General features: G+C 63.0%; 21 protein-coding genes. 15 read left to right on the top strand and 6 right to left on the bottom strand.

Annotated elements, in window-relative coordinates; genetic code table 11:
* From AC0L27_RS28805 to AC0L27_RS28765, 9 genes are all read left to right on the top strand, one after another.
* Nucleotides 1–625, top strand: a 625-nt coding sequence (locus AC0L27_RS28805) for a transporter substrate-binding protein (RefSeq protein ID WP_473321052.1), incomplete at its 5' end; no start/stop codon positions are given.
* A gap of 149 nt (nt 626–774) precedes the next feature.
* Nucleotides 775–1701 carry an urea ABC transporter permease subunit UrtB gene (gene urtB, locus AC0L27_RS28800; protein WP_211395282.1) on the top strand — a complete coding sequence of 309 codons (927 nt, stop codon included), beginning with the start codon at nt 775–777 and terminating at the stop codon, nt 1699–1701.
* A gap of 17 nt (nt 1702–1718) precedes the next feature.
* Nucleotides 1719–2858, top strand: a complete 1140-nt coding sequence (gene urtC, locus AC0L27_RS28795; protein WP_275168551.1) for an urea ABC transporter permease subunit UrtC — start codon at nt 1719–1721, stop codon at nt 2856–2858.
* Between the two features lie 118 nt (nt 2859–2976).
* Nucleotides 2977–3732 (top strand): urea ABC transporter ATP-binding protein UrtD, encoded by a 756-nt coding sequence (gene urtD / locus AC0L27_RS28790; protein WP_275168550.1) that lies wholly within the window; start codon nt 2977–2979, stop codon nt 3730–3732.
* Between the two features lie 11 nt (nt 3733–3743).
* A complete protein-coding gene (gene urtE, locus AC0L27_RS28785; protein ID WP_354205958.1) occupies nt 3744–4433 on the top strand; it encodes an urea ABC transporter ATP-binding subunit UrtE in 690 nt (229 codons plus the stop codon).
* A gap of 27 nt (nt 4434–4460) precedes the next feature.
* On the top strand, nt 4461–5690 hold the full coding sequence (gene fmdA, locus AC0L27_RS28780; RefSeq protein ID WP_007598072.1) for a formamidase: 1230 nt from the start codon (nt 4461–4463) through the stop codon (nt 5688–5690).
* Nucleotides 5691–5783: 93 nt separating this feature from the next.
* Nucleotides 5784–6155, top strand: coding sequence for an FmdB family zinc ribbon protein (locus AC0L27_RS28775; protein ID WP_275168549.1), 372 nt, complete (start codon nt 5784–5786; stop codon nt 6153–6155).
* Between the two features lie 39 nt (nt 6156–6194).
* The gene (locus tag AC0L27_RS28770) at nt 6195–7235 is read left to right on the top strand and encodes an aliphatic amidase (RefSeq protein ID WP_354205960.1); all 1041 of its coding nucleotides are present in this window, start codon (nt 6195–6197) and stop codon (nt 7233–7235) included.
* 370 nt (nt 7236–7605) lie between these two features.
* Entirely contained in the window at nt 7606–10671 is a 3066-nt protein-coding gene (locus tag AC0L27_RS28765) for an autotransporter outer membrane beta-barrel domain-containing protein (protein WP_473321050.1), read from the top strand.
* A 4-nt stretch (nt 10672–10675) separates the two neighbouring features.
* Here AC0L27_RS28765 and AC0L27_RS28760 read toward each other — a convergent pair whose 3' ends face one another.
* The 4 genes from AC0L27_RS28760 to AC0L27_RS28745 form a co-directional block, all read right to left on the bottom strand.
* Nucleotides 10676–11506, bottom strand: a complete 831-nt coding sequence (locus AC0L27_RS28760) for an MlaD family protein (RefSeq protein ID WP_354205964.1) — start codon at nt 11504–11506, stop codon at nt 10676–10678.
* Between the two features lie 157 nt (nt 11507–11663).
* Nucleotides 11664–13883: an acetate--CoA ligase family protein gene (locus AC0L27_RS28755; protein WP_354205966.1), complete on the bottom strand. Its 2220-nt coding sequence runs from the start codon at nt 13881–13883 to the stop codon at nt 11664–11666.
* 220 nt (nt 13884–14103) lie between these two features.
* Complete coding sequence (locus tag AC0L27_RS28750; protein ID WP_354205968.1) at nt 14104–14673, bottom strand: class GN sortase; 570 nt, start codon at nt 14671–14673, stop codon at nt 14104–14106.
* Nucleotides 14674–14843: 170 nt separating this feature from the next.
* Nucleotides 14844–17105, bottom strand: a complete 2262-nt coding sequence (locus AC0L27_RS28745; RefSeq protein ID WP_354205970.1) for a marine proteobacterial sortase target protein — start codon at nt 17103–17105, stop codon at nt 14844–14846.
* Between the two features lie 184 nt (nt 17106–17289).
* On the opposite strand from AC0L27_RS28745, the gene AC0L27_RS28740 reads away from it, so the two are divergent.
* Complete coding sequence (locus AC0L27_RS28740; RefSeq protein WP_354205972.1) at nt 17290–18060, top strand: helix-turn-helix transcriptional regulator; 771 nt, start codon at nt 17290–17292, stop codon at nt 18058–18060.
* A gap of 78 nt (nt 18061–18138) precedes the next feature.
* Here AC0L27_RS28740 and AC0L27_RS28735 read toward each other — a convergent pair whose 3' ends face one another.
* Together AC0L27_RS28735 and AC0L27_RS28730 are read right to left on the bottom strand one after the other, a co-directional pair.
* Entirely contained in the window at nt 18139–19359 is a 1221-nt protein-coding gene (locus AC0L27_RS28735; protein ID WP_473321045.1) for an ABC transporter substrate-binding protein, read from the bottom strand.
* A gap of 85 nt (nt 19360–19444) precedes the next feature.
* Complete coding sequence (locus tag AC0L27_RS28730; protein ID WP_354254621.1) at nt 19445–20995, bottom strand: acyl-CoA synthetase; 1551 nt, start codon at nt 20993–20995, stop codon at nt 19445–19447.
* Between the two features lie 263 nt (nt 20996–21258).
* Between AC0L27_RS28730 and AC0L27_RS28725 the strand changes: the two genes are divergently transcribed.
* The 5 genes from AC0L27_RS28725 to AC0L27_RS28705 all read left to right on the top strand — a co-directional run bounded on the left by AC0L27_RS28725 (nt 21259) and on the right by AC0L27_RS28705 (nt 26395).
* A complete protein-coding gene (locus tag AC0L27_RS28725) occupies nt 21259–22395 on the top strand; it encodes an acyl-CoA dehydrogenase family protein (RefSeq protein WP_354205977.1) in 1137 nt (378 codons plus the stop codon).
* 115 nt (nt 22396–22510) lie between these two features.
* Nucleotides 22511–23674 carry an acyl-CoA dehydrogenase family protein gene (locus AC0L27_RS28720; RefSeq protein ID WP_354205979.1) on the top strand — a complete coding sequence of 388 codons (1164 nt, stop codon included), beginning with the start codon at nt 22511–22513 and terminating at the stop codon, nt 23672–23674.
* The gene (locus AC0L27_RS28715; protein ID WP_354205981.1) at nt 23674–24330 is read left to right on the top strand and encodes a glutathione S-transferase family protein; all 657 of its coding nucleotides are present in this window, start codon (nt 23674–23676) and stop codon (nt 24328–24330) included. Before AC0L27_RS28720 ends, AC0L27_RS28715 begins: the two co-directional genes overlap by 1 nt.
* Before the next feature lie 203 nt (nt 24331–24533).
* On the top strand, nt 24534–25334 hold the full coding sequence (locus AC0L27_RS28710) for an AraC family transcriptional regulator (RefSeq protein ID WP_354205983.1): 801 nt from the start codon (nt 24534–24536) through the stop codon (nt 25332–25334).
* A gap of 194 nt (nt 25335–25528) precedes the next feature.
* Nucleotides 25529–26395 (top strand): beta-keto acid cleavage family enzyme, encoded by an 867-nt coding sequence (locus AC0L27_RS28705; protein WP_027514515.1) that lies wholly within the window; start codon nt 25529–25531, stop codon nt 26393–26395.
* Nucleotides 26396–26399 lie beyond the last annotated feature (4 nt).

Here is a 26399-nt window from a genome sequence, read left to right as displayed (position 1 = left end):
CGTCGAGAACGTGCTGAAGGGCAAGGTCGTCGGCGAAGAATATTATCCGCTCGGCAATACGCAGTTCAATTCGGTCATCAACAAGATCAAGCTGACCAAGCCCGACGTGATCTTCACCGACGTCGTCGGCGGCTCGAACGTCGCATTCTACAAGCAGCTCAAGGCGGCCGGCATCGACCTCTCCAAGCAGGCGCTGCTGACGATCTCGGTGACCGAAGACGAAATCGATGGCATCGGCGGCGAGAACATCGCGGGCGCCTATGCCTGCATGAAGTACTTCCAGTCGCTCGACAATCCGAACAACAAGAGCTTCGTCCCGGCGTTCAAGAAGATGTGGGGCGAGAAGACCGTGATCGGAGACGTCACCCAGGCTGCCTATCTTGGCCCGTGGCTGTGGAAGTTGACGGTGGAGAAGGCGGGCTCCTTCGACATCGACAAGATCGCGGCGGCGTCGCCGGGCATCGAGTTCAAGGGCGCTCCGGAAGGCTATGTGCGCATCCACGAAAATCATCACCTCTGGTCGAAGACCCGGGTGGGACGCGCCAAGCTCGATGGCCAGTTCGAACTGATCTACGAGACCGCCGATCTGGTCGAGCCGGATCCGTTCCCCAAGGGCTACCAGTAAGACGAGAGCCACCAGTCAGTCACGGCGTTCGCCGCCGTTTCCCTTTCAGGCAAACCTCTCCCTGGCGTGGACCGCAAATCCACGCCCAAGACCCCCGCGTCGCGAACCTGCTCGCGACGCGGGACCCTATCCCCCGATGGAGGACATCGATGTTCGGCGACTACTCGCTTGGTGACCTTGGCTCCATCTTCGTCATGCAGGGCTTTGCAGGACTGATCCTGTTCTCCGTCTACGTCCTGATGGCGCTCGGTCTTGCGATCATCTTCGGCCAGATGGGCGTTATCAACATGGCCCATGGCGAGTTCATGATCCTTGGGGCCTACGTCACCTGGATGACCTCGAATTTCTTCCAATCCTATTTGCCGAGCTTGTTCAGCGGCTACTTCTTCCTCGCGATGATCCTGGCCTTTGTCGCGTCCGGTGCGCTGGGGATGCTGGTGGAATGGGTGCTGATACGGCATCTCTACAAGCGCCCGCTCGACACGCTGCTTGCGACCTGGGGCCTCAGCCTGATGCTGCAACAGGCCTATCGCTCCGTGTTCGGCGCGCGCGAGGTCGGCGTCGAGCTGCCGCAATGGATGCTCGGCTCGCTGCACGTGACCGACAGCATCGAAGTGCCGATCAACGGCGTCTTCGTGATGTGCCTCACCGTCTTGATCACCGTCGGCGTCGCCTACGTGATGTACAAATCGCGCTGGGGTCGCCAGGTGCGCGCCGTCGTGCAGAACCGCATCATGGCCGGTGCCGTCGGTATCAACACCGAAAAGGTGGATCGCTACACGTTCGGCCTCGGCTGCGGCATTGCCGGTGTCGCCGGGAGTGCCTTCACCATGATCGGCTCGACCGGGCCGACTTCCGGACAGCTCTACATCGTCGATACGTTCCTGGTGGTCGTGTTCGGCGGCGCGGCAAGCCTGCTCGGCACCATCGCATCGGCCTTCTCGATCTCGCAGACCCAATCCACCCTCGAGTTCTTCCTGTCGGGCTCGATGGCCAAGGTGCTGACGCTGCTTGCCGTTGTCGGAATCCTGATGCTGCGGCCGCAGGGTCTCTTCGCCCTCAAGGTCCGCAAATAACAAGAAGCAGGCAAGTCATGGTCATCAACTCACGCTTCTTCAATCGATCCGAGCTCATGGGCTTCCTCGTGCTGGCCGCCGTGCTGTTCGTGATCCTGCCGCTCTCACTGGATGTGTTCCGTCTCAACTTGGTCGCGAAGTATCTGACCTACGCCTTCGTCGCGCTCGGTCTGGTGCTGTGCTGGGGCTACGGCGGCATTCTCAGTCTGGGGCAGGGCGTGTTTTTCGGCCTCGGCGGCTATTGCATGGCGATGTTCCTCAAGCTGGAAGCCTCCAGCGTCGAGAACACGAAAATCCAGTCGACGCCGGGCATCCCGGATTTCATGGACTGGAATCAGATCACGTCACTGCCGCTGTTCTGGCAGCCGTTTCACAGTCTCACCTTCACCATCCTCGCCATCATCCTGGTTCCCGGCATCTTCGCGCTGATCATCGGCACCGCGATGTTCAAGCGCCGCGTCGGCGGCACCTATTTCGCGATCATCACCCAGGCCGTCGCGGCCATCCTGACCATCCTGATCGTCGGTCAGCAGGGCTACACCGGTGGCATCAACGGCATGACCGACCTGCGCACCCTCAAGGGTTGGGACATCCGGCCCGACCACGCCAAGGTCATCCTGTACTTCGTCGAGGTAGTGCTGCTGTTCGCCTGCATCGGCATCGCGCAGTTCATCCGCCTGACCAAGCTCGGCCGCATCCTGGTGGCGATGCGCGAACAGGAGGATCGCGTCCGCTTCTCCGGCTACAGCGTCGCCAATTTCAAGATCTTTGCGTTCTGTATGGCCGCGGTCTTCGCCGCGATCGGCGGGGCCATGTTCGCGCTCAATGTCGGTTTCATGTCGCCGTCCTTTGTCGGCATCGTGCCGTCGATCGAGATGGTGATCTACACCGCGGTCGGCGGACGGATGTCGATCTTTGGCGCGATATGGGGCGCCATTCTGGTGAACTTCGCCAAGACCAGCCTTTCGGAGTCCTTCCCGCAACTCTGGCTGTTCGGTCTCGGCGCGCTGTTCATCGCGGTCGTGCTTGCTTTCCCGAACGGCCTGTCGGGGCTCTGGGCCGACTATGTGCAGCCGCGCATCGATCGCCTGTTCGCCTCGCGCAAGAAGCCGGGCTGGAGCGACAATTCGGTTGCCGACGGCGCACCCGCAGAGTGAGGAGACCATCATGCTCGTCGGTCATCACCATGCCGATGCCACGCTGGCAGTGAGGAGATAGATCATGCTCGTCGGTCATCACGATGCCGATGCCATGCTGGCAGTGAGGAGATAGATCATGCTCGTCGGTCATCAGCCCAAGGAATTCCTGCTCGCGGTCTCCGGGCTGACGGTTTCCTTCGACGGCTTCAAGGCAGTCAACGATCTCTCGTTTTACATCGAGGAGAACGAGATCCGCGTCATCATCGGCCCCAATGGGGCCGGCAAGACCACGGTGCTCGACCTGATCTGCGGCAAGACCAAGGCGACCGAAGGCTCGATCCAGTTTCGCGGTACCGAGCTGACCAAGCTCAAGGAGAACGAGATCGTCAAGGCCGGCGTCGGCCGCAAGTTCCAGACGCCGTCGGTGTTCGAAGACCTCACCGTGTTCGAGAATCTCGAGATCTCGTTTCCGCGCGGCCGTACCGTATTCGGCTCACTCACTTTCCAGCGTGACCAGCCGGTGAAGTCACGCGTCGAGGAGGTCGCCGAGATGATCTTCCTCAAGGACAAGCTCAACACCTATGCCTCCGAGCTTAGCCACGGCCAGAAGCAATGGCTCGAGATCGGCATGCTGCTGATCCAGGACCCCGACCTCTTGATGCTCGACGAGCCCGTCGCCGGCATGAGCGTCTCCGAGCGTGCCAAGACGGCCGAGCTGCTCAACCGCATCATCAAGAACCGCTCGGTGCTGGTGATCGAGCACGACATGAAGTTCGTCGAGGACATCGCGCACAAGGTGACCGTGCTTCACCAGGGGCAGATCCTCTCGGAAGGGACCATGGAGAAGGTGAAGAACGACCCCAAGGTCATTGAAGTTTACTTGGGTCATTGAGGAGCACGCTGATGCTGGCAATTTCCGATCTTCACGTCGCCTATGGCCAGAGCGAGGTGCTGCACGGGCTCAACGTCAAGGTCGCGCCCAGCGAGATCGTGGCGATCATGGGCCGCAACGGCATGGGCAAGACCACGCTGATGAAATCGCTGATGGGCATCCTGCCGGCCAAGAGCGGCTCGGTGACCATGGATGGCGCCGAGCTCGGTGCCTTGCCGAGCTACGCGCGCGTCGCCAAGGGCCTCGCCTATGTGCCGCAAGGCCGCATGATCTTCTCCACCATGACGGTGAAGGAGAACATCGAGACCGGCCTCGTGGTCTCCGGCGGAACCGAGGTGCCCGGTGACATCTACGAACTGTTTCCGGTGCTGCTGGAGATGAAGGACCGCCGCGGCGGCAATCTCTCCGGCGGTCAACAGCAACAACTCGCGATCGCTCGCGCGCTGGCGACAAAACCAAAAGTGCTGCTGCTGGACGAGCCGACCGAAGGCATCCAGCCGTCGATCATCAAGGAGATGGCGCGCACGCTCAAGCGCATCCGCGACGAGAAGGGGCTTTCGATCGTCGTGTCCGAGCAGGTCCTGAGCTTCGCGCTCGATATCGCCGACCGTGTGCTGGTGATCGAGAACGGTGAGATCGTCCGCGACGACCCGCGCGACGCCGTCGATGCCGCGCAGGTCTCGAAATATCTGTCCGTCTAACCAACCGTGTAAAAGGGGAGCTTCTCGATGCCAGAGACACTGATCAAGGTCGATCTCACCAAGTCGGCCTATGAAAATGACATGGTGCATAATCGCTGGCACCCCGACATTCCGATCGTAGCCTGGGTCAATCCTGGCGACGATTTCATCATCGAGACTTATGACTGGACCGGCGGTTTCATCAAGAACAACGATTCCGCCGACGACGTCCGCGACATCGATCTGTCGATCGTGCACTTCCTCTCCGGCCCGATCGGGGTCAAGGGCGCCGAGCCAGGCGACCTCCTCGTCGTCGACCTGCTCGATGTCGGTCCGATGAAGGAGAGCATGTGGGGCTTCAACGGCTTCTTCTCCAAACAGAACGGCGGCGGCTTCCTCACCGATCATTTCCCGCTGGCGCAGAAGTCGATCTGGGACATCAAGGGCCTCTACACCTCGTCGCGGCATATTCCGGGCGTCAATTTCGCCGGCCTGATCCATCCCGGCCTGATCGGCTGTCTCCCCGATCCGAAGATGTTGGACACCTGGAACAAGCGCGAGGCCGAGCTGATCGCGACCAATCCGACCCGCGTGCCCGGCCTTGCCAATCCGCCGTTCGCGCCGACCGCTCATGGCGGCCGCGCCAAGGGCGAGGTCAAGGACAAGATCGGTGCTGAGGGCGCGCGCACAGTGCCGCCGCGGGAGCATGGCGGCAATTGCGACATCAAGGATCTTTCGCGCGGCTCGAAGATCTACTTCCCGGTCTACGTGCCCGGTGCCGGTCTCTCGATGGGCGATCTCCACTTCAGCCAGGGCGACGGCGAGATCACCTTCTGCGGCGCGATCGAGATGGCCGGCTGGCTGCATCTGAAGGTCGAAGTTATCAAGGACGGCATGGCGAAGTACGGTGTCAAGAATCCGATCTTCAAGCCATCGCCGATCACGCCGAACTACAAGGACTATCTGATCTTCGAAGGCATCTCGGTCGACGAAGCCGGTAAGCAGCACTATCTCGACGTCACCATTGCCTATCGCCAAGCTTGCCTGAATGCGATCGAATATCTGAAGAAGTTCGGCTACTCCGGCGCCCAGGCCTATTCGATCCTTGGCACCGCACCGGTTCAGGGTCACATCTCAGGCGTCGTCGACGTGCCCAACGCCTGCGCCACGCTATGGCTGCCGACGGAGATCTTCGACTTCGACGTGATGCCGTCCTCGGCAGGTCCGATCAAGCACATCAAGGGCGATATCCAGATGCCGATCTCGCCGGACAAGTAATCCCTGCGCGACGGGATGCGGGACGGCGTATCTGCCGCCCCGCATCCGCCGCGGAATGGTTTCTCTTACAGGCAACAGCGTAGGGATGATGCGATGCCGGTCTATGAATATCTATGTGACGATTGCGGTCCGTTCAAGGATATGCGCCCGATGGCCGAATGCGACGATCCGCAGGTCTGTCCAAGTTGCGAAATCATGGCCCCGCGGGTCATTCTGACCGCGCCGAATTTCTTCTGCATGCCGTCGGAGACGCGCAAAGCTCACGCGGTCAACGAGCGCAGCACGCATGCGCCGCAGACACTGGCGCAATACAAAGCCGCGCACGGTCCCGGTTGCGGCTGCTGCTCCACGGGCAAGAAGTCATCGAAGAACGCATCGGACAAGAAGCCGGCGCGGCTGGTGACCAAGACCAGGAGCGGCGCCAAGGGCTTCCCCACCGCGCGGCCCTGGATGATCAGTCACTGATTCACGCGGCAATCTCAAACAGAGTAGAGGAGCAATTCAATGCTTCACGGTGACATCTCCAGCAGCAACGACACCGTCGGCGTCGCGGTGGTCAACTACAAGATGCCCCGCCTGCACACCAAGGCCGAGGTGCTCGACAATGCCCGCAAGATCGCCGACATGGTGGTGGGCATGAAGACTGGCCTTCCCGGCATGGATCTGGTGATTTTTCCGGAATACTCCACCCAGGGCATCATGTACGATTCCAAGGAGATGTATGAGACCGCTTGCGCGGTGCCCGGTGAAGAGACCGCGATTTTTGCCGAGGCCTGCCGCAAGGCCAAGGTGTGGGGCGTGTTCTCGTTGACCGGCGAGCGCCACGAGGAGCATCCGAACAAGGCGCCCTACAACACCCTGATCCTGATGAACGACAAGGGTGAGATCGTGCAGAAGTACCGCAAGATTATGCCGTGGGTGCCGATCGAAGGCTGGTATCCCGGCAATTGCACCTATGTCTCGGACGGCCCGAAAGGCATGAAGGTCAGCCTGATCATATGCGACGACGGCAACTTCCCGGAGATCTGGCGCGACTGCGCCATGAAGGGAGCCGAGCTGATCGTGCGTTGCCAGGGCTACATGTATCCGGCCAAGGAGCAGCAGGTCATGATCTCCAAGGCGATGGCGTGGGCCAACAACGTCTATGTCGCGGTCGCTAACGCCGCCGGCTTCGACGGGGTCTATTCCTATTTCGGTCATTCCGCGATCATCGGCTTCGACGGCCGCACCCTCGGCGAGTGCGGCGAGGAGGACTACGGCATCCAATATGCCCAGCTGTCGAAGCATCTGATCCGCGATGCGCGCCGCAACGGTCAGTCACAGAACCATCTCTACAAGCTGGTCCATCGCGGTTACACGGGTATGATCAATTCCGGCGAAAGCCCGCGCGGCGTAGCGGCCTGCCCCTATGATTTCTACAAGAACTGGATCGCCGATCCCGAGGGCACACGGGACATGGTCGAGGCGATGACGCGCGCGACGCCCGGGACCGCCGAATGCCCGATCGACGGCATCCCGAATGAAGCGGCGCCCACGAATTACTGAGCCGTGGCCCAAACCAGTGTGTGTGAAAGGCGTGCCGCTCGCTCCCGTTGGGACGCGGCGCCGCCCCAGATGATCAGTCATTGATGTGAACGACGGTCAATACTGCGACCGAGCCGCACACGCAAACGTCGTGGATCGACCAGGCTGCGCCGGAAAAGCGTGCCTCTGGTGCAACATGGTCAGCTGAATCAGTCCGGTTTTGCTGCCCCCCAGCGATTCCGCCTATTCCGTAGTTCCACGGAGTGGCCCGGCGGCCTAGTTTGCCGGCGGCGCCGCTGGGGAGCGCTGGACTGAGGGCATCAAAGTGGAATTTGGGCCGCCGACGGCTGGTCGAATTGGGCTGCGCCTTGCCGCGGTCGCTTCGTCTGTCGTGGCGGTCGTTCTCAGCCTCGGCCTATCGGCGACGCCTGCGCAGGCGGACTGCGCGCCCGACCCGGCGGCAAGCGGGCAGACCGTCACCTGTAGCGGCACCGATGCCGACGGCTTTGCGGCAGGCGGCGGCGTCACCAATCTAACCGTCAATGTGCTGACTGGCGCTAGCGTCAACGATAACGGCACGGCGGCGATCAACGTCAATGACACCAACGTCATCACCAACAACGGCACGGTGTCGGCGGGCTCGGGCCTCACCGGCATAAATGGCGGCAATTCGAACGCCGTGACCAACAACGGCGCCATCACGGTGCTTGATAACGGCCTCGGTATCTCCGCGCTCGATCACAACATCATTATCAATGCCGGGACCTTCACCACAGGCGACCACGGCAGCGCGATCTCGGTAGGAAACAACAATAGCGTTAGCAACAGCGGTGCGCTGTTCATCGGCACGTCGGGCGCGGGCATCTTCGCGGTCCAGAGCAACACGATCACCAACGCCGCGACGGGCACGATCACCGGCCTCGACGATTCAATCGGGATTTACGCTTCATTCGGTGGCACGACCGTGACCAATGCGGGCGCGATCAAGGTCGGCGATTCCTCGGGCTTCTCCGGCGGCATCGTTGCGATTATGGATAACAACACGGTCACCAACGCTGCCACCGGCACGATTTCCGTCGGGCAGAGTGCCGCCGGCATCTTCATGCAGGGTAATTTTCAAACCGTCAGCAATTTCGGCGCCATCACGGCCAGCGACTTTGGCGTTGGCATCGCCTTGTTCGGTGATGACGGCAAGGTGACCAATAGTGGTTCGATCAAGTCGGGCGACGGCGCATCCGCCGGCATTGCGGTGCAAGGCAATCGGACCGCGATCAACCAAAACGGGACGGTCAGCGTCGGTCTGGGCGGTGCGGGCATCGCGTTTACGGGCCTGTCCTCCACGATCAGCAACAATGGACGGATCACAGGGGCCGATTTCGCCGAGGGCATCGTAGCTCTCGGTGATTCCAACACCATCATCAACAGCGGTACGATCACCGTCGGCGATTCCGGCTTAGGTATCGACGTGAGCTCGTTCACAACGACAAACCAGATCGTCAATACCGGAACCATTACCGTCGGTGCTGGCGGTGTCGGCATCAGCGCGAACGGCGGGGCCAACGTCTTCAACTCGGGGACCATCAACGCTGCGGCCGGAATTGCTGCAATCGAGTTTTGTGTCTGCGGCCCCAACACACTGACGCTCGGACCCGGCAGCATCATCAACGGTCTGGTGCTAGGCACCGGCGCCGACACCTTCCAGCTCGGCGGCACCGGCAAAGATACGTTCAACCTCGACCTGATCGGTCCCCTTCTTCAGTATGACGGCTTCTCGACCTTCAACAAGGTCGACAATTCGAACTGGACCGTGACCGGCACGGGTAATCAGGACTGGAATGTGCTGGGCGGCACGCTCACGCTGGTCGGTACCATCAACGGCAATGTAAGCGTCGCGACCGGTGGCACATTCGGCGGCGTCGGCAGTGTCAACACGATCAACGTCAATGGTGGCACGCTGTCGCCGGGCAACCCGACCGGAATGCTCAACGTGAACGGCGATCTCACCTTCACGGCGGCGTCGGCGTACATGGTGCAGGTCTCAGGTACGAGCAACGGCATCGCTGTCGTCACCGGGACCTCCACGCTCAATGGGGCCACGGTTACAGTCGTCCCGACCGGCTCGATCGCGAAACACTACACGATCCTGACTTCGGCGACGCTTCCCGACAAATTCAATCCGGCCGTCGCGGGTCTGTCTTCGAACCTGAAGGCCAGCCTGAGCTACGATCCCAACAACGTCTTTCTGGATCTCTCGCTAGGCTACGGTACAGGTCTCAACGTCAATCAGCAGAACGTCGCCAACGCCCTGACGAGCGTCTTCAACCGGACCGGCAGCCTTCCCGTGGCTCTCGCGAATCTCTCGCCGGCGGGGCTGACACAGGCCTCGGGCGAGTCGGCGACCGGTACGCAGCAGACGACTTTCAACGCGATGAACCTGTTCCTCGGCCTGCTCACCGATGTATTTGGCTCGGAGCGTGGCGGGACGCCGGGTGCGACGCCCTTCGCGGACGAGACGAGCGCGAACGCATATGCCGCGATCAGCAAGGGCGCACGCGACAGGAGCGCACGCGACGCTCTTGCCTCGATCCATCGCAAGACGCCGCCGGCGAGTTTCGAACAACGCTGGGACGTGTGGGCGGCCGGCTATGGTGGCTCGCAGACCACCGACGGCAATGCCGGCTTCGGCTCAAACAACACCAGCAGCAGCGTCTACGGCACCGCCGTCGGCCTCGACTACCGCTTCTCGCCGTCCACGATCGCCGGCTTTGCGCTTGCGGGCGGGGCAACCGGCTTCAACGTCAACGGACTCGGCTGGGGCCGCTCCGACCTGTTCCAGGCCGGCGCCTTCGTGCGTCATACGGCGGGACCGGCCTACATAACGGCCGCGCTGGCCTATGGTTGGCAGGACGTCACGACCAACCGCATCGTGACCGCCGCCGGCGTCGATCAGTTGCGTGCGCAGTTCAACGCCAACGCGCTCTCGGGCCGAATCGAGGGCGGCTATCGCTATGCCTCGCAGTGGATCGGCCTCACGCCCTATGCGGCGCTCCAGGCCACCGTGTTCAGCCTTCCGAGCTATTCGGAGTTCGCTGTGGTCGGCAGCAACATCTTCGCGCTGAATTATACCGCCAAGGACGTGACCAGCACCCGCACCGAGCTCGGCCTGCGCGCGGACAAGTCATTTGCCGCGGCCGGCGGCCTGATGACCCTGCGCGGCCGCGTCGCCTGGGCACATGAGTACAATCCGGATCGCGCCGTCGGTGCGGTCTTCCAGACGTTGCCGGGATCGGCGTTCGTGGTGAACGGCGCCGCCCAGGCGCACGATTCCGCACTGACCACGGCGGCGGTGCAGATGAGCTGGATGAACGGCTGGTCTGCGTCGGCGACTTTCGAGGGGGAGTTCTCGAACGTCATCCGCTCTTACGCCGGCAAGGGCGTCGTCCGCTACGCGTGGTGACGGTCTACCGCTTCTGCTGCGCCGGCTTGCGCGGCGGTCGCGGAGCGGCGGCCGGTGTGGGTGTCCCGCTCATCTTGTTGGCGGCTTCGCTGACGTCGAGCAGCGAGCGACGGATCTCCTCGAGGAAGTTTGCCGATTTCTTCTTCATGGTGTCGGCGAGCTCGTGCAATCCCTGGACCTTTTCGAACAGCTCATCCGCCTTGCCGTCGGCAAAGCCGGGCACCACGCCCTCGATCTTTGTGACCGCCTTGTCGAAGCCCGCGAAGGCGCTGTCGACCTTGGCCATGACGGAATCGATTTCGCCGCCCTTGCTCCGGAGATCGGCGGTGTATGTCTCGAACGTGCGCAGGCCCTCCTTGATCGCCGGGGCGTTGCTGACGATGGTGCGATCGACACTATGCAGGGTGTCGACGATCGATTCGGCGTCGCTGAGATCAGCGGTCAGCACGGGGACGCCGTCCGAGTCGAGCGGCACTGGCGGCGCCGAGGGCGCGCCGCCGATCAGCGACACCGCGGCGACGCCGGTGAGACCCTGGAACTCGATGCCCGCCACGGTGTCCTTGCGGATCGGCGCGGTATTGTCCAGCATCACCAGGGCCACGACCTTGCGGGGATTGTCCAGCTTGATCGACAGGATCTGGCCGGCTGGGACGCCGTCGAAATTGACCGGTCCGCCGCGGCGCAATCCGCTGGCGGAGCCGCCCTCGAATACAACGCGCAACGGGCTGCGGCTCTGGAGGGTGCGCCATTTCTGCACGCCGAGCACGCCGCCGAACGCCACGGCGATCACCGCCAGCGTCGCCGTTCCGATCACCAGATTGCTCGCGCGTGCCATGCGGGATGATTTTACGGCCAAAGCGGGGAAGTTGGAAGGATGATGCTGTGGCCGCAATAATAGGATGGGCGGGTTAGGGAAGCGTAACCCGCCACTTCCTCTCGCGTTTGTCGCAAGGATTAGCGGATTACGCTGCGCTAATCCGCCCTACGCGACATCAATGCCCGGCGGCGCGTTTCGCCGCAGCATTGTTCAGCACGATCAGGGCATCGACGGCGACGCCTGTTTTGGCGTTGATCAGGAACGGATTGACGTCGATCGAGGCGATCCGGTCGCCGGCATCCGCGATCAGGTTGGACAGGCCGACCAGCGCCTTCACCGCGGAGGCCTCGTGCAAGGCCGGCTTGCCGCGATAGCCGCGCATCTTGATACCGGCCTTGGTCCGGCCGATCAGGAGCCGAGCCTCAGCCTCGTCCAGCGGCGCGCCGGCGAGCGCGACATCCTTCATCAGCTCGATATCGATGCCGCCGGTGCCGAACAGCACGACCGGACCCATCTCGGCATCGAGAGAGGCGCCGACCACGAGTTCCAAATCGGCCTTGACCTGTTGCGCGATCAGGATCCCGTCGAGCTTCGGCTTGCCCTTGAGTTTATTCACCCGCGCGGTGATGTCGGCGAATGCCTTCTTCACTTCGGCCGGGTTGTTGAGATTCAGCACCACGCCGCCGATGTCGGATTTGTGCAGGATCTCGGCGCTGACGACTTTGGCCACGACCGGGAAGCCGATCTGCTTGGCGATCTTCACGGCCTCGGCCGCTGTCTGTGCGATTGCCTCCTTCGAGATCGGGATGCCATAGGCCTTCAGCAGTTTCTTCGAGGCGACCTCGTCGAGCGCGGCGCCGGTTGCCGATTTCAGCGCCTTCTCCAGCACCGCGAGGGCGGCAGGCTTCGAGCTCGAGACGATATCGGGCACTTCCTTGCGCAGCTTGGCGTAGTCGAGCAGCGACTTGATCGCATTTACCGCGCGATCCATGCCTTGCAAGACGGCGAGATGCGGCAGCGATTTGCGCAAGGTCTTGGTGAATTCAGTAAAGCCGATCGACATCGCGCTGATATAGATCACCGGCTTGCCGGCCCGGCTCGCCATCTCGTCGACGATGCGCAGATTGCGCTCGCGCAGCTCGTGCGGCGCCTTCGGCAGCTCGGCATCGATGATGACGATATCGATATCGGGGTCGTCGATCATCAGCCCGATCGATTTCATGTAGACGGAGGGATCGACCACCGCGGCAAAGCCAGCGTCGAGCGGATTGCCGACGATCGAGCCCGGCCCGAGCATTTTTGCCAGCTCCGAGCCGACATGCGAGCTGAGTGGTGCAAAATTCAGGCCTTCTGCATCGAAGGCGTCGATCAGCATGCCGCGCTTGCCGCCGGATAGCGTCACCGCAGCGAGCCGGTCGCCCCTGGGCACAGTGGCGTGGACGAAGCATTCGGTGGTCTCGATCAGTTCGTCGAGCCCGTCGACCCTGATGACCCCTTCGCGTGTTGCAATGGCGTCGAATGTCTCGATCGAGCCCGCAAGCGCGCCGGTGTGTGCCATCGCCGCCGCGCGGCCGCCCTCGGATGCCCCGAGCTTGAGCGCGATCACCGGCTTGCTCGCGGCGCGCGCCGCCTTGCTGGCGTCCCGGAATGCCTTGGTGTTGCGGACGCCTTCGAGGTAGACCACGATCACCTTGATGCTCGGATCCTCGGCGAAATAGCGCATCAGGTCCGGCGTCTCGAGCCCGGCCTCGTTGCCGGTCGTCACCATGTAGCCGACCCCGACGCCGCGATCTTCCAGTGCCTGGCGGATCGCCATGACGATGGCGCCGGACTGCCCGGCAATCGCCACCGCGCCCTGTTCCATGGTGACGATACGGTCGTCGATATTGGTGAAGAGCTTTTCGCCGGCGCTCAAATTGCCGAGGCAGTTCGGGCCGGTGACCGCCAATCCCGTCTCGCGCACGGCCGCTTGCAGTTCGGCGGCGAGCTTCTGGCTCTCCTCGTCCTGCAACTCGCTGAAGCCCGAGGTGACGATGGTGGCCGAGCGCGCGCCGGCCGCGGCGGCATCGCGGATCACCTGCACAGCAAAGCGCGCCGGCACCACCACCAGCACGTGGTCGGGCTTTTCCGGCAGGCTTGCAAAGTCCTTGTAGCAGGGGACACCCCAGATGGCGTCGCGCTTGGCATTGACCGGATAGAGCCCGCCCTCATAGCCGTATTTGACCAAATTGTTCCAGATGCGCTCGGCATAGTTGCCGGGCTTGTCGGTCGCGCCCACCAGCACGATGTTGCGCGGATGCAGCATGGCGTGGATGCCCTTGACGATGTCGCTGGCGTCGGGCGGCGGAGACCATGGGCGCGATGAACCGGAGGCGGCAGATACGCGAGCTTCCATGGTGTGACCTCACCTGTTGTTGTTGTTGGCGGCGCGTCACTCTGTTCTATGGCGAGTTCTTCGGACTGGCAACCAGTTGGGCGGGTATGCCGTGCGATGGAATGAGCGCGCATCAATCTCTGGTGATCGGCGATCGATGAAGACGCGATGGCCGTAGACGACGTCGACACGCGGACAGGTCGGGGGCGGATTCAAGAGGGGACGGATCGAGTGCTAACCGCTATTCATCGGCTCCGATCAGGGTGGCATGAAGGATATAGCGCTCGGGGCCGGACGCGATGGCGTCGAACGGCCAGCAGGTCGCGAGCACGAGCTCAAAGTCCTGAGTTGCGGGACCGAGACCTGATGCATCAAAACGAACGACAGCGGAGGAATCCGCGCGATAGCGAAAGTGCTTGCCGTCACTGCGTGTGACATCGATTACGTCACCAATGGCGACATTCCGCAGGAAGCGGAAATGAGTGTCGCGGTGCGCTGCATATACGGCAACACCCCGCTCGCCCGCGTCAGCCGTTTGGCGGAGATGGCCGGGCCCAAAAGCGAGCGCCTGCCCGCTCGTGCCTTCCAGCACGATCGCGCTGGCGCCGATCCGCCTGACCTCGATCCGCGCGACCGGCCAGGTATCGGCCCATGACCATGGTCTGACCACCTCGCCGGTCGCAACGCTCCGGTCGAATGCGCGCTCCAGCAGCACCTGCGCGAGCCACGCTTTGGCATGGATGTAGGCGCCGTCGCCGAACAGGATGATGCCGATCAGGGCGAGAACCAGGGGAGAGATGAAGCGGGGCATTGTTTCCACACTCGTCATTGCGAGCGAAGCGAAGCAATCCAGAATCTTTCCGCGGAGGCAGCCTGGATTGCTTCGCTGCGCTCGCAATGACAACAAAAAAGGCGCGCGCGGCCGTTGGTGTGGGACGGGCAGCCGCGCGCGCTAACAGAGGAGTTCGGGGGGCTCCTCTCTCAAGCGGCGTCAGCGAGCAAGGACTGACGCCGGTTGAACACGAACAGGATTAGAGCGAGCACGACCAGGATCAGACCTGCGGTCATTTTCAGCTCGGCCGAGGTCGCGGTCTTGGGCAGGCGGATCGCATCCGGTGCAGCAGGCGTCGGCCGCCTCGTGGCCGGTTGGTTGCGCGCATCGGCGTGACGCTCGCGGAGCTGCGCCGGGGCCTGCTGTCGTTCGCCAAAGACCTTCGCGAAATCCCAACCGGCCGGCAGGTTTATCGGCAATTCGCTGAGCTTGAGCGGCTCGCCTTCGGGACGGCTCGGCGTCTTGTCGACCGCGACGAGGCTGGTGAGCCGCGTAACGATCTGATGGTCGAGCGCCAGTGCCAGGATCGCCTTGTCGGAGTCTTCGGGCGTCATCTCGCGCAGGGTGCGCGCCACTTCCGCATCGTCGATCTTGCGCTTGGCCCAAAGCTTCGACAGGCCTTTGCCTTCGGCCGCATTTTGCAGCGGCAGCGTCACCGACCATGGGCGGTCGCCGACGCGGCCTTTGATCTCGACCGAGCCCGCGAGCGTGTCGAGCTTTGCCGCCAGCACCAGCGGCTCGTCGCGATAGACGTCGGGAATGATCGCCGGTGTGACGTCGGCCTTGGCTTCGGAGAACTTCGCGCTCAGGCCAGTCACGGCCGGGTTCTCGAGCTTGGCAAACAGGCCGCGCATGCGCTCCTCGACCTGCTCGACGGAGCCGATATGGGTGAAGGCACCGCGGCCGAGTTCGGCGGCGCGCGTCATCAGATAGGTGTTGGGCGCCGACCCGATGCCGACCATGAACACGCGCGAGCGGCCGCGCATCGCCGTGATCGTTTCGAACAATTGCTGCTCGTTGCCGATTGCACCATCGGTCAGGAATACGACCTGACGAACCATGCCGGCGTCACTGACCTTGTCGGTCAGCGCGGCCCGCATCGCCGGCACCATCTCGGTGCCGCCACGCGCCTGCAGCGCGCTGACGAACGAGGTGGCTTCACCGACACGCTCGGCATCCGCGGCCACGGAGGCCGGAAACAGCACGTCCATGGTGTCGTCGAAACGGATGACGTTGAAACGGTCGGTCGGCTGGAGTCGGGAGAGTGCGTAGGTGAGGCTCGCCTTGGCCTGAACGATCGATGTGCCGCCCATCGAGCCGGAATTGTCGATCACGAATACCACCTCGCGCGGCCGTGGCTTCTGCGTCGCCTGCTCGGCGGCGGGCGGGGTGACGAAGGCGAGCAAATAATCGGCGTCGCCGACGCGCTCGCGGAATAAGCCGACCGACGGCGCCATCACGGCGGCCGGCTTCCAGGTCAGTTCGAAATCGCGGTCGGCAGGCACCGCACCGTCGGCAAGCGAGACGATTCGCGTCGTTTTGTCCGGGCTCTCGACCTTGACGTTATGGTGAGGGCTCTTGATCTCGCCGAGCGCAAAGCCGGCGTTCAGGCGGACCGTGACGCTGGTCGGGTTGACCGGCGCATCCTTGGCGGGATCCAGCACGGGCGGCGAGATACGATCGCGGTCCGGCACCGGGTCCGAACTCGTCGCGCCCCAGCCGGAGCCATCGTTGCGGAAATCGACGCTCTGGACGATCGGCGCCGGATTGTAGCGCGGCCCGACCACCAGCGGCAGGCGGAGCGAATATTCGTTGCCGGATTGGTGCACCGGCTCCTGATATTCGATTTGCACCAGCACGGTTTCGCCGGGGCCGATATTGGCGACCGAGTTGGTGAAGATGTTCGGCCGCTCCTGTTCCGTGAGCGCGGCCTTCTGGCCGGCGCGGCGCGCCTCTTCGTAGATCACGCGCGCCTGCTGCCGCTCCTTGATGTCGCCGACGATGACGCGGTCGCCGACCACCATCTTCAGCGAATCGACGGCACCGCCGGTGGGGAGCGGATAGACATAGGTCGCCTCGACCCAGTCCTTGGTCGGGTTGCGGAAGATTTGGGTGACTCGTGCTCGCAGTGTCGGGCCCGAGACCGTGATGTCGACATCGATGCCGAGGCGGATCGCTTCCGTGTAGGCCCCGTCCTCCTTCAGAAGCAGGGTGCCGGACTTGGCGTCACCGGGCTGAAGCAGGCTGGCCTGCTCCGTCGTTGCCGACCAGCCCGGCTGGAAACTCACCAGCAGGGCCACGAAGGCGACCAGCATCACCGCGATGCCTTGCGCCAGAAGGAACAGTCCGACCACGATGAGTCTGCCCAGCCAGGGGTGTTCGTTGCTGTCGACTGCGTCGTAATTGTCCATTTGGCCTGCTCCCAAAGGGTGTTTGACGATGGCGAGCATCGGTCGGGAGAGGGCGATCGCGCGAGCAGAATGATCGGCAATGATCCGCCGCGGCCGGCCCGCGCGGCCTGCCGCCGGGTGGCCAAGTGCGGTTTTGTGCTGGTTTGTCCGCCCTGCTAGGGTGTCGTCCTGGAGCAGGGCCACGATGCAGACGCAGGACAAATTCGCCGACAAGCAGCTTTCGGACGAGCAGAGTCGCGAGATCGCCGAGACCATTCGGGAGGAGCTCGCCAGGCGCCGGATCTCCCGGCAGGCGCTGGCCGAGCAGGCCAAGCTCAGCCTGTCCACTCTGGAGAAGGTGCTCGGCGGTCGACGGCCGTTCACGCTGGCGACCACGGTGCGGCTGGAGCAGGCGCTGGGCGTCTCCCTGCGCAGAAGCGCCGCCATGGTGGCGCCCCCGGCCGTAAGCGATGTCGCGCCCGACAGCCTCGGCTCCTATGCCCATCGCGCGGTGACCTGGCTCGAGGACGTCTACATCACGCTGCGACCGTCGTTCGGCGAGAAGGACGCGATCTTCGCCTACCGCACCGAGATCGTCTGGGAGCCGAAGGTCTCCTCACTGGTGTTCCGCGAGGGGGAGCGGACCGATGCCGCCTATGAGCACACCGGCGAGGTCGCGGTACCGCATCAGTCCGGCTTCATCTATCTCGTCATCATCAAGCACGGCCAGCATCGCGTGATCACGGTGTCGCGGCCGACGGTCGCCGGCGAGATGTACGGCATCATCTCGACGCTCCGCGCCGGCCCCGGCTCGCAGCTGACGCCGATCGCGGCGCCGATCGCCTATGTGCCGCTCAGGAATGTTCAGAAGCCGTCGCTGGGACGGATCGGGCCCGACGATGAAAACCACGCGTCGTACCGAAAGCACCTGCGACGCACGGTCGAGGAGTCCTTCGCGCTGTTCCTGCCGGGATAGCCTGCCTCGCCGGCGCACACAAAAGAATAGCGGCCTTTCGGCCGCTATTTTCGGCGAGGTCCGTGCGATCGCCGCGAGCTAGCCGCCCGTTTCGGCGCTGATGATATCGCCGAACAGCTCCCACTGGCCTTTCTTGAACCGCCACATCTTGAGCTGCTCGATCGGCGCGAAGTCCGTGGCCGAGGTGTTGATCTTGATGCCCGGGATCAGGGTGTCGGGCACGAAGTCCTTGAGGCTCGCTGCCTGCTTCATCACATTCTCGCGGGTCAGATTGTCGCCCGCCTGCTTCAGTACCTGCACCATCGTCTGGGCCGCGGCATAGGCGTAAACCAGATTGGCGTCCGAAATATTTGCGCCAGGCATGTACTTGTCGATGAAGACCATGAACTTTTTCATGCCCTCATCATCCTTCCACTGCGGATCCGAGGCATCCTTCAGATAGCCCGCCGACAGCACGCCTTCGGATGCCTCGAGGCCGGCCGGCTTCATCACCGCGCCAATCGACACCGAGACATCAGTCATGAGATGCATCGGCTTCCACTCAAGCTCCGCGATCTTCTTGATCGCCTGCGCCGCGAATTTCGGGGTCGCGATGTTCACGAAGACATCGGCGCCGGTGCCCTTGAGCTTGACGATATGAGCATCGATCGAGGGTTCCGACGTCTCGTAGCTCTCTTCGGCCACGATCATTCTCGACGCCTTCTCGCCGAACACGTCCTTGATCCCGGCGAGGTAGTCTTTGCCGAAATCGTCGTTGGCATAGAAGATGGCAACCTTCCCGTCCGGCTTCTCCTTCAGAATATACTTTGCGAAGATCTGGGCTTCGACGCGGTAGCTGGGCTGGAAGCCCATGGTCCAGGGAAAGTTCTTCGGGTCGTTCCACTTGCTGGCGCCCGTGGCAAGAAACAGCTGCGGCACTTTCTTGGCATTTTGATATTTCTGCACGGCGGTCTGGGTCGGCGTGCCCAGCGCGTTGAACACCAGGAAGACCTCGTCGCTCTCGATCAGCTTGCGGATCTGCTCAACGGTCTTTGGCGGCGAGTAGCCGTCATCGTAGGAGATCCAGTTGATCTTGCGGCCGTTGATGCCACCCTGGTCGTTGATCATCTTGAAATAGGCTTCCTCGGTCTTGCCGATGACGCCGTAGGCGGAAGCCGGGCCGGAATAGGCCTCGACATTACCGATCTTGATCTCCGTGTCGGTGACGCCCGTGTCGTACGCTTTTTGGGCATGGGCGCTTTGGGTTGTGAGCAGCGCCAACGCCGTTGCTGCGGCAAGCAGGGGGAGTTTCTTGTTCATGAAAATTCCTTAAATCCCTTGAGGTTTCTTCTGGGTCGGAGCAGGCACGTCGAAAAAGAAAAGCGCCCGCGAGAGGGCGCTTTGATCAGGCGTTGGCAGCTATCTTGTCGACTTCCGAGGCGCCTGAGAATTCCTTGCGCAAGGTCGGCTTGTGGATCTTGCCGGTCGCGTTGCGGGGTAACGCATCGACGAAGCAGACCTGGCGTGGACATTTGAAGCGCGCGAGATTCGCCGCGCAGTGCGCGAAGACATCGGCCTCGGTCAACCGCTGGCCGGGCTTGATCGCGACGATGGCGAGGCCGACCTCGCCCCATTGCGCATCGGGAATGCCGATCACGGCGGCTTCCGCGATGGCGTTGAGTTGGTGCAGGACGTTCTCGACCTCGGCCGGATAGACGTTCTCGCCTCCGGAGATGTACATGTCCTTCCAGCGGTCGACGATGTAGTAAAAGCCTTCCTCGTCGACGCGTGTCGCGTCGCCCGTGTGCAGCCAGCCATCGGTGAACGACGTCTTATTTGCCTCCGGCCTGTTCCAGTAGCCGGGCGTGATGTTCGGTCCCTTGACCCAGAGTTCGCCGAGCTCGCCGACATCGGCGTCGCTGCCATCAGGGCGAACAATGCGCACTTCCGTGTGCAGCACCGGCTTGCCGGCGGAGCCGGCCTTCCGTGCCGCATCCTCGCGGTCGAGCACCAGCACGGCCGGCGAGGTCTCGGTCATGCCGTAGCCCTGCTGGAGTGCGACGCCACGCGCCTCCCACACCTTGAGCAGCGGCACCGGCATTGGTGCGCCGCCGACACCGCCGACGATCAGCCGGCCGAGGTCGGTCGTCGCGAAGGCCGGATGCTGGGCCATGAACTGGTAGATCGCGGGTACGCCGAAGAACACGTTGATGCCCTGCGCGGGATCATTGATCAGACCAAGCGCCGTGCCGGGATCGAAGGCGCGCATGATCATCACGGTGCCGCCGGCATGCAGCACCGGATTGGTGTAGCAATTCAGGCCGCCGGTGTGGAACAGCGGCAGCACGGTGAGCAGCACCGACGAGGGCCCGATGCAGGCGGGGCCGCCGAGATTGACGCAATTCCAGAAGGTCATGCCATGGGTGATGGTGGCGCCCTTGGGATGGCCCGTGGTGCCCGAGGTGTACATGATGGTCGAGACATCATCGAGGGTAACCTCCTCGATTGTCTTAAGCGGCTTTGCGGCGGCGATACCAGCCTCGTAAGTCCCGCCGGGACCAAGCGGCAGGCTGGTCGCAATGCCGCAGAGCTTTGCGACGGCAAGCGCCGTTTCGGCGAGATCGGTGTCGTGGATCATCACCTTCGGGGCGCAATCGCCGGTGATGAACTGGAGCTCGGGAACGGTAAGGCGGGTGTTCAGCGGTACGAAGACCGCACCTAGCCGTCCGCAGGCGAATTGCACCTCCAGCGTATCGGTCGTGTTCAGTGCCAGCACCGCGACCCGCTCGCCGCGTGAGACTTTCAACGTGTGGCGCAGGAATGACGCGAGACGCGAGATACGCGCATCGAGCTGCGCATAGGTGAAGCGGCGCTCGCTCGCGAGGTCGATTACCGCAATCTTGTTCGGCGTGCGGCGGCCATGGTGGGCGATCCAGTCATAGTAACGAACGGCCAAGAATTCCTCCCTCGGCGGTCTGGTGCCGCCCGCGTCCCTATTGCCGTGCACCATGCCCGGCATGGCCCTGGGGCCAGCCGGAGTTTGTGCACCACGCCTTTTTTGATCCGGAGTTGGCGCGCGAGCGGTGAAAATCGTCTTGCGTTGAGTTGCTAGAGCGGGCCTGCTCGGAGGGGAGCCCCGGCCAGCCACTCCGCGCAAGTGAGCCGCCAAGGTTCCGGCCATGGTGGACGAGACGAATCCGCCAGCAAGGCGAGAGTGCGATGATGAGCCCGTTCTATACCGCCGAGCATGACGCCTTTCGCGAGGTGATGCGCCGCTTCGTCGACAAGGAGATTGCGCCCTTCGCCCACGAGTGGGACGAGGCCGGCGAATTCCCGCGCGCGCTCTATCGCAAGGCGGCCGAGATCGGGCTCTTGGGGCTCGGATTCCCGGAGGAATATGGCGGGATCGCCGCCGACCAGTTCATGAAGATCGTCGCCAGCCAGGAGCTGGCGCGGGCTGGCGCCGGCGGCGTCAGCGCCAGCTTGATGAGCCATACGATCGGTTCGCCGCCGATCGCGCGGGCCGCGCGTCCCGAGGTCAAGGCGCGCGTGCTGCCTCAGGTGCTCGCGGGTGAGAAAATCTCCGCGCTCGCGATCACCGAGCCGGGCGGCGGTTCTGACGTCGCGGGCCTCCGGACTAAGGCGCGGCGCGACGGCGATCACTACGTCGTGAGCGGTGAGAAGACCTTCATCACCTCGGGCATGCGCGCCGACTATCTGACCGTTGCGGTGCGCACTGGCGGCGAGGGCGCCGGCGGCGTCAGCCTGCTCCTGATCGAGGGGGATACGCCCGGCCTGTCGCGGACAAAGCTGAAGAAGATGGGCTGGTGGGCCTCTGACACCGCGACGCTGCATTTCGACGATTGCCGCGTGCCGGCGGAGAACCTGATCGGCGAGGAAGGCCAGGGCTTCAAGATCATCATGCGGAATTTCAATAGCGAGCGCATGGGCATGGCGGCTGGCTGCACCGCGTTCGCGCGCGTCTGCCTCGACGAGGCGATTGCCTATGCCAAGGAGCGCAAGACCTTCGGCAAGCCGCTCGCGCAGCACCAGGTGATCCGCCACAAGATCGTCGACATGGCGCAGAAGGTCGCCGCATCGCAAGCGATGCTGGAGATGCTGGCCTGGCGGCTGGAGCAGGGCGAAAGCCCGGTCGCCGAAATCTGCATGATGAAGAACCAGGCGACCCAGACCATGGCATTCTGCGCCTCTGAAGCCGTGCAGATTTTTGGCGGCGCGGGCTTCATGCGCGGCATCAAGGCCGAGCGCATCTACCGCGAGGTCAAGGTCAACGCCATCGGCGGCGGCACCGAGGAGATCATGAAGGATCTGGCCAGCCGGCAGATGGGGTTGTGACCTCGGTCGTTCCGGGGCGACGCGAAGCGTCGAACCCGGAATCTCGATATTGTAGGGCTCATCTCTGGATTCCGGGTTCTCGCTTCGCGCGCCCCGGAATGACAAAGGGAAAGAAATGCTGTTTACCGCCGACCACGACGAGATCCGCCGTTCCCTACAAAAATTTATCGCCAACGAGATCAATCCTCATGTCGATGAATGGGAGAAGGCCGACATCTTCCCAGCGCACCAGCTGTTCAAGAAGATGGGCAGCCTCGGTTTTCTCGGGCTGAACAAGCCGGTCGAATTCGGCGGCTCCGGCCTCGACTATTCCTATGCGCTGATGATGGCGGAGGAACTGGGCGCCATTACCTGTGGCGGCGTGCCGATGGCGATCGGGGTGCAGACCGACATGGCGACGCCGGCGCTGGCGCGGTTCGGCTCGGACGAGGTGCGGCGCGAGTTTCTCAGCCCCTCGATCTCAGGCGATTACGTCGCTTGCATCGGCGTCTCCGAGCCGGGCGCGGGTTCTGACGTCGCCTCGATCAAGACCAATGCGCGCTCCGACGGCGACGACTACGTCATCGATGGCGGCAAGATGTGGATCACCAACGGCACTCAGGCCGACTGGATCTGCCTGCTCGCCAATACCGGCGACGGGCCCGTTCACCGTAACAAATCGCTGATCTGCGTGCCCATGAAGACCAAGGGCGTCACCGTCGCGCGAAAGCTCGACAAGATGGGCATGCGCTCCTCCGACACCGCGCAGATCTTCTTCGACAATGTCCGCGTACCCAGACGCAACCGGATCGGCGAGGAGGGCAAGGGCTTCACCTACCAGATGATCCAATTCCAGGAGGAGCGGCTCTGGGGCGCGGCCGCCTGCCTGAAGGCGCACGAATACATCATCAACGAGACCATCGAATACACCCGAAACCGTAAGGCCTTCGGGAAGTCGATCCTCGACAACCAGGTCGTTCACTTCAAGCTCGCGGAGATGCAGACCGAGGTCGAGCTGTTGCGTGCACTGATCTACCGTGCTGGCGAGGCGCTGGTGGCGGGCGAGGATGTCACGAAACTTGCGACCATGGCCAAGCTGAAGGCCGGGAGACTCGGCCGCGAGCTTACCGACGCCTGCTTGCAATATTGGGGCGGAATGGGCTTTACCAACGAGACGCCGGTTAGCCGCGCCTATCGCGACAGCCGCCTGACATCGATTGGCGGCGGTGCCGACGAGGTCATGCTGATGGTCCTGTGCAAGATGATGGGCACGCTGCCCGGCAGCAAAGGAAATTCCTGATGATCACCCTCTATCACTGCGATGCTGCGCGTTCCTTCCGTCCGCTCTGGATGCTGGAGGAGATGGGGCTACCTTACGAGCTCAAGATGCTGCCGTTCCCCCCGCGGGTCTTCGCTAAGGAATATCTCGGCATCAATCCGCTCGGCACGATTCCCTTCATGGTTGATGGCGAGACCAAGATGACGGAATCGTCCGGCATCTGCCACTATCTCGGCATCAAGCATGGACCGACACCACTGATGGTCGGGCCGGAAGATCCCGCCTATGGCGCGTTTCTGAACTGGATGTATTTCAGTGACGCCACGTTAACCTTCCCGCAGACGCTAGTGCTCCGATATACCCAGCTCGAGCCGGAAGAGCGCCGCAATCCGCAGGTCGCCGGCGACTATGCCAAATGGTTCTTGGGCCGGCTGCGCGCCGTGGAGGCAGCGACCGCAAATACCGAGGCCTTGTGCGCCGGCCGCTTCACTGCCGCCGACATCGTGATCGGCTACGCGCTCCGCCTCGCCGACAATATCGGGCTTGCCAAGGATTTTGGGCCAAATGTCGCAGCCTATTGGGCGCGCTTGCAGCAGCGCGATGGTTTCAAGCGCGCGGTTGCTGCGGAGCAACAGGCAGGCGTCGAGCAGAACGTGGCGCCAAGGGTGAGGGCTTAAGATTGGTCGTCCCGGCCCCCGTGCGCAATTGCGCACTAGGCCGCGACGGCGGTAGTTGAACAGTTCCGGGCCTTCCACCACCCCTCCCGGAGTGCCGACGTTTTGCGCTTCATGATAGCGTTATCCCGCCGTGACAGCGCCCAGATTTCCGCTAAGGTGACCTCCGTCCGCAGCGGCCAAAGAGCCGCGCGAGGAGGATCCCAATGGAAGATAACGGTCGCGAATCCGACCATTTGATGCTGATCACGCCGGAGCGGGTGTTCTACGCTGGCCTGCTCGGCCGCCCCCGCAAGCGAACCCCGGGCTGCTGCCATGTCTATGTAGCGGTGAAGGGCAGCCTGCATCTGACGATCGACGATGCTCTCGCCACCGGCGAGCTGTTCGTGACCCTGCCGAACCAGCGGCATTCGATTGCCAGCGACTACCGCACCGCGATCAGCGTAACGCTGGAGCCGGAGAGCATGCCTGATGGCGTGATCGAGGTCCTGGCCGAGCGGCTCACCGGACCCGACAGGGCGGTCTATGCCCGTAAGATCCTTGCCGCCTACACGCTGCTGCGCCAGCGCCGCTACGGCGACATCACCACCGCCGAATTCGACGAGATGTGTTTTGGCGAGGCGCTGCCGCGCCGCGTGCTCGATCCCCGCGTGACGCGTGCGGTCGCCCGTATCGGCCGCTTCACGGGCGAACCCGTGACGGCGGACACTTGTGCGGCGGACGCCGGACTTTCCGCTTCGCGTTTCCTGCATCTGTTCAAGGAAGAGACCGGCATCTCGTTCCGCTCCTTCCGCGCCTGGAAGCGCGCGCGGCATCTGCTGCACTTCGCCAACCAAGACCTCAACCTCGCCCATCTCGCGCAGGACATCGGCTATCCCGACAGCACCCATTTCAGCCACTCGATCCGTCGGTTCTACGGTTTGAAGCCGCGCGCGATCTTCGTCGGCTCGCGCGATCTTGCGATTTATCGCAGCAGCGAGACGGTGAGGCTGGCGGAGGCGAGCTGATATCCTTCGTAGGGTGGATTAGCCGAAGGCGTAATCCACCAACTCTGCCTCCAAGGAAGCTCAAGAGGTGGGTTACGCCTTCGGCTAACCCACCCTACGACTCGTCGCTTTCCAGCTTCTCCGCGCAAGAAGCCGCATGCCGCCCATCACATGATCGCAAACGTTGAATTATCAACGTGCGAGACATTCAAGGCATGAGCGACAAGGCCGTCATCACCTGCGCGCTGAACGGCGTGCTCACCGATCCGAAGCAGCACAACGTGCCTGTGACGCCCGAGCAGATGGCGCGCGAGGCCAAGGCTGCGTTCGATGCCGGCGCGTCCATCATGCACATCCATCTGCGCCAGCAGGCGCCGGACAAGGGGCATCTGCCGTCCTGGGAGGTCAGCGTCAGCAAGGAAATCCAGCAGGCGATCCGCGAAGCCTGCCCCGGCGTGATCATCAACCACACCTCCGGTGTCTCCGGGCCGAACTACAGCGGAGCGCTGGATTGCATCCGCGAGACCAGGCCGGAGATCGCCGCCTGCAATGCCGGCTCGCTCAACTATCTGAAGGTGAAGGCCGACAACAGCTGGGCCTGGCCGCCGATGATGTTCGACAACGCGGTCGAGAAGGTGAAGGACTATCTCGACGTCATGAACGCGGTCGGCACTATCCCCGAATTTGAATGTTTTGACGTCGGCATCGTCCGCTGTGTCGGCATGTACCGCCAGGTCGGCATGTACAAGGGCCCGCTCGAATATAATTTCGTGATGGGCGTCGCCTCCGGCATGCCGTCGGATCCCGATCTGCTGCCGATCCTGATCAAGCTGAAGCGTCCCGAGGCGCAGTTTCAGGTCACCGCGATCGGTCGCGAAGAGATCTGGCCGCTGCACCAGCGTTGCGCCGAACTCGGCGGCCATCTGCGCACCGGTCTCGAGGATGCCTTCTATCTCGCCGACGGCAAGAAGGTGACGTCGAACGGCCAGCTGATCGAGGCCATCGCCGCCTGCGCCCGCCGTGCGGGTCGCGAGATCGCGAGCCCGGCGGAAGCGCGGAAGATTTTTGGGACGAACAGGTAGGGTA

The sequence above is a fragment of the Bradyrhizobium sp. Ken51 genome, assembly GCF_055807435.1.
Note: the sequence above shows the minus strand (reverse complement) of the source record. Positions and strands in the feature narration are given on the sequence as shown.

Coding starts and splice junctions, on each gene's coding strand:
- urtB (WP_211395282.1), top strand. CDS start 775: ATGTTCGGCGACTACTCGCTTGGTGACCTTGGCTCCATCTTCGTCATG.
- urtC (WP_275168551.1), top strand. CDS start 1,719: ATGGTCATCAACTCACGCTTCTTCAATCGATCCGAGCTCATGGGCTTC.
- urtD (WP_275168550.1), top strand. CDS start 2,977: ATGCTCGTCGGTCATCAGCCCAAGGAATTCCTGCTCGCGGTCTCCGGG.
- urtE (WP_354205958.1), top strand. CDS start 3,744: ATGCTGGCAATTTCCGATCTTCACGTCGCCTATGGCCAGAGCGAGGTG.
- fmdA (WP_007598072.1), top strand. CDS start 4,461: ATGCCAGAGACACTGATCAAGGTCGATCTCACCAAGTCGGCCTATGAA.
- AC0L27_RS28775 (WP_275168549.1), top strand. CDS start 5,784: ATGCCGGTCTATGAATATCTATGTGACGATTGCGGTCCGTTCAAGGAT.
- AC0L27_RS28770 (WP_354205960.1), top strand. CDS start 6,195: ATGCTTCACGGTGACATCTCCAGCAGCAACGACACCGTCGGCGTCGCG.
- AC0L27_RS28760 (WP_354205964.1), bottom strand. CDS start 11,506: ATGGCACGCGCGAGCAATCTGGTGATCGGAACGGCGACGCTGGCGGTG.
- AC0L27_RS28755 (WP_354205966.1), bottom strand. CDS start 13,883: ATGGAAGCTCGCGTATCTGCCGCCTCCGGTTCATCGCGCCCATGGTCT.
- AC0L27_RS28750 (WP_354205968.1), bottom strand. CDS start 14,673: ATGCCCCGCTTCATCTCTCCCCTGGTTCTCGCCCTGATCGGCATCATC.
- AC0L27_RS28745 (WP_354205970.1), bottom strand. CDS start 17,105: ATGGACAATTACGACGCAGTCGACAGCAACGAACACCCCTGGCTGGGC.
- AC0L27_RS28740 (WP_354205972.1), top strand. CDS start 17,290: ATGCAGACGCAGGACAAATTCGCCGACAAGCAGCTTTCGGACGAGCAG.
- AC0L27_RS28735 (WP_473321045.1), bottom strand. CDS start 19,359: ATGAACAAGAAACTCCCCCTGCTTGCCGCAGCAACGGCGTTGGCGCTG.
- AC0L27_RS28725 (WP_354205977.1), top strand. CDS start 21,259: ATGATGAGCCCGTTCTATACCGCCGAGCATGACGCCTTTCGCGAGGTG.
- AC0L27_RS28720 (WP_354205979.1), top strand. CDS start 22,511: ATGCTGTTTACCGCCGACCACGACGAGATCCGCCGTTCCCTACAAAAA.
- AC0L27_RS28715 (WP_354205981.1), top strand. CDS start 23,674: ATGATCACCCTCTATCACTGCGATGCTGCGCGTTCCTTCCGTCCGCTC.
- AC0L27_RS28710 (WP_354205983.1), top strand. CDS start 24,534: ATGGAAGATAACGGTCGCGAATCCGACCATTTGATGCTGATCACGCCG.
- AC0L27_RS28705 (WP_027514515.1), top strand. CDS start 25,529: ATGAGCGACAAGGCCGTCATCACCTGCGCGCTGAACGGCGTGCTCACC.